The sequence below is a fragment of the Lactobacillus jensenii DSM 20557 genome (assembly GCF_001436455.1).
Taxonomy (GTDB): Bacteria; Bacillota; Bacilli; order Lactobacillales; family Lactobacillaceae; genus Lactobacillus; species Lactobacillus jensenii.
This window is the reverse complement of the sequence record NZ_AYYU01000046.1, coordinates 1-3195: the sequence shown is the minus strand read 5'-3', so window position 1 is coordinate 3195 and position 3195 is coordinate 1. Positions and strand designations below refer to the sequence as shown.

Below are 3195 nucleotides of genomic sequence, written 5' to 3'. Positions count from 1 at the left end.
TCCTTACACAAACTATTTTACGGTCTCGAAAAAGTTGAAAGTCCAGTTAATACTGTATTACTATAATTAGCTAAAAATTTACCATTATATAAACTTTTCATTAACGTGGCCAAGTCTTGAGTAGTCGTAGATCCTACAACACTTTCACCAAATTTATTAGAAATTATAGTTTCATTAGCGCCCATTTCTTTAACAATATTATTGACACGCTCCTTGCCAATTTTATTAAGTAATAAATTAGCTGCTGTGTTACTATTTTTGCTCATTAAATTTTGTCGCACATACGTTAAGCTATAAACTGTATTAGCTGTAAAACTACTGTCCCCTTTAACAATTTCATTTTCAGTAGGAGTAAGAGTATCTGTTGCTTTAATTTTTTGTTGCTCTATTTCTTTATATAAACCAATTAACAAAAAAGCCTTTAAACTATCACTAACATCTACTTTATTTTTCTCACTATAGACTTCAGCAGAGTTATTACTATTCTTTAGATCAATTACCTTAACATCATAATTGTCTGAAGTTTTCATAGCCTTTTCAATTTGTGCCGATAGCTTAGAATTACCTTTCTTAGTTATCGTAGCTAAATTTAGGCTAGCTCCATTTTCCTTACTTTTTTTATCTTTTTCTACAACAGACTGACTATTATTTTGATTTCTCGAAATAGTTAAAGTTGCTGATTCATATTTTTTTATATTGTTCAAATACAATGCAAATGAACATACAGATGCTACTATAGCCCCTAAAATAATCCTATTTTTCATAATCTCTCCCTCTACCTAGGATAATTTTAGCCAAAATTGGATCTACTTATCAATATACATTAATATTTTTTAGAAAGTTCTTATTTTCATAAACCAGGAAAGCGTTTTATTGTATAATTAATCTGATACAAATAGGAAGGATAATTAAACAGTGTATTATCAAATTGGAATTGATGCAGGCGGAACTCATACAACCGCGATTGCATATGACCTAACAGGTCAAGAATTACTAAGAGTAGAAACAGGTCAAGGAAATATTAATGCAGATTTTGACGGAGGAATGGCTAATATTAAAGAAGCTGTTCGTCAAATCCAAGCTAAGTTAGGTTCAAATTGTGAACGTATCTTGGCTGGTATTGCTGGAATTTCAGTAACAGGCCAATATAAAGAAGTTTCTGAGACTTTAGCTTCAGCATTTAACACTAAGGCAAAAGCTATAACTGATTCACTTTTAGCTTTATACAAAGGACTTGAAGGCGAAGATGGTATTATTGTCATTGCTGGTACTGGTTCAGTTGTTAATGGCTTACAAAATGGGAAAATATTAACAGTTGGTGGATATGGACACTTATTAGGTGATGAAGGTAGTGGTTATGCTATAAGTATTGCTGGATTAAAGTCAGCACTTCATTCTTGGGATAAACGTGAAAAGAATGACTTAATTGACTTATTCACTAAACACTTTGAAGTTTCTGAAATGAACGACTGTAATCAAAAAGTATATCGTCTCGAAAGGCCAGAAATTGCGGGTTTAGCTAGATTAATTGCTGAACTAGCTGATAACGGATCTGAAGATGCTCAAAACGTGATTTTTAGCCAAGCTGATTTATTGGCTGATGATATTATTATGGGACTTGACCGTTTTGCTGATCCGAAACCAATGGCAATCGCATTAACTGGTTCGGTATTGACCAACAATAAGATGCTTCGCACACGTGTAGAAGATAAAGTTCATGCTAAATATCCTAATGCCAAATTTGTTATTTCTTCAGGTAGCAATGCAAGTGGTATTTTATTCGATAAGAATGACGATTACTACACCGCATAATAAAATATAAAAAAGAGCCTAGTAGCTTGCTAGGCTCTTTTAATTTAAAAGAAATGATGTCGCTTCATATAATAAGCTAGCCATGCCATAATTCCTATAGTAATTATAGAAATCATAATCCAGTCAAAGCTATGGCCAAATACTGGCAGGCTAACATTCATTCCATAAAACCCGGTCATAATAGTCGGAATTGTTAAAAGAATTGACCAAACTGTCAAGAATTTCATAGTATCATTCAAGTTATTATTCATCATATTGTTACTAGTAGTTGAGAGAGTCTTTGTAACTTGACTAGAAATTCGCACCATTTGATCTGACTGATTTGATTCAATCAAAACATCATCTAATCGTTCAAGTGAACGCTTAGTGAATTTACTATTCAAATGTGATTTATTTAAACTATGTAACATGAGGAGGTCAGTTTGAATACTACTTGAAAGATACACTAACCCTTTTTCAATGTTAGAAAGTTCAACTAAATCCTTATTATTAACATAATCTGATAGTTTACTATCAAGACCATTACGTTCAATATTCAATTGAGTTACAGCTCTTTGGAAGTATTGAGATGAATATAATAAAAAAATCATCAAAAGCTCTGTTACATCTTCAGCTTCTGATAGCTTCTCACGCATCCTTTCATCATCAAATTCTTCAAAAACATAATTAGTCAATTCAGTATGAAAAGTAAAAATATTATTTCCTTGAACTAAAAAGGTAACCGGATTAGCTGTAAAGTGCTTAATACTAGGTGTTGGCCATATAGGCACGTCATAAACTAATAAGTGACTTTGGGTATATTGATCATAGTCATAGTGAGGACGTTCATGTCGGTCAGATATATATGAAATTATATCTGATGTAAAGTTAAAATCTTTTTGTAAAATTCGACTGTCCTCTTCACTAAGATTGCTAATGTCATACCAGTTGTAAATTGTTTTAACTGGAAAAGTTTGTTCTTTTATCATGCCATCACCTCACTAGAAGTACTTTATTATGTTAACATGTTTCGCTTAAGATGAAAAATCAATGTTTCTTAATGATAAAAAAGAAGTAGATTAATCTACTTCTTTTTAAAGATAAGCAATTATTGCTTCCAAGCATTTTCTAGTTTTGCTTGTCCTTGCTTAATTAAGTTATTATAGTTTTGCTTTTTACCTGCAGCAATTAATATATTTTCTAAATTACTACCAGCTTGAACATATGCAGCGTTTGAGTTCTTTTCTACTGGAACAGAGTACAAACGTTTCATTGCATCCTTCAAAATTGCTGGGGTCTTCATATTTGGGTTATTAATATATTTCTTATCTACTAAAACTTGCTTGTTTACTGGAACATAACCAGTTGCATTTGCCCAAGTTAATTGACTTGATTTAGATACTA

Annotated in this window: 3 protein-coding genes and 1 pseudogene; 1 reads left to right on the top strand and 3 read right to left on the bottom strand. The window is 31.7% G+C overall.

Features of this window, described 5'->3' with window-relative positions:
* Positions 1-17: 17 nt before the first annotated feature.
* Positions 18-764: a serine hydrolase gene (locus FC45_RS07285; protein ID WP_236694524.1), complete on the bottom strand. Its 747-nt coding sequence runs from the start codon at positions 762-764 to the stop codon at positions 18-20.
* 151 nt (positions 765-915) lie between these two features.
* Between FC45_RS07285 and FC45_RS07280 the strand changes: the two genes are divergently transcribed.
* Entirely contained in the window at positions 916-1812 is an 897-nt protein-coding gene (locus tag FC45_RS07280; protein ID WP_006585639.1) for an N-acetylglucosamine kinase, read from the top strand.
* A 44-nt stretch (positions 1813-1856) separates the two neighbouring features.
* Here FC45_RS07280 and FC45_RS07275 read toward each other — a convergent pair whose 3' ends face one another.
* Together FC45_RS07275 and FC45_RS07805 are read right to left on the bottom strand one after the other, a co-directional pair.
* Positions 1857-2780: a magnesium transporter CorA family protein gene (locus FC45_RS07275; RefSeq protein WP_006585638.1), complete on the bottom strand. Its 924-nt coding sequence runs from the start codon at positions 2778-2780 to the stop codon at positions 1857-1859.
* A 119-nt stretch (positions 2781-2899) separates the two neighbouring features.
* Positions 2900-3195: pseudogene (locus tag FC45_RS07805) on the bottom strand (ABC transporter substrate-binding protein); the annotation flags it as partial.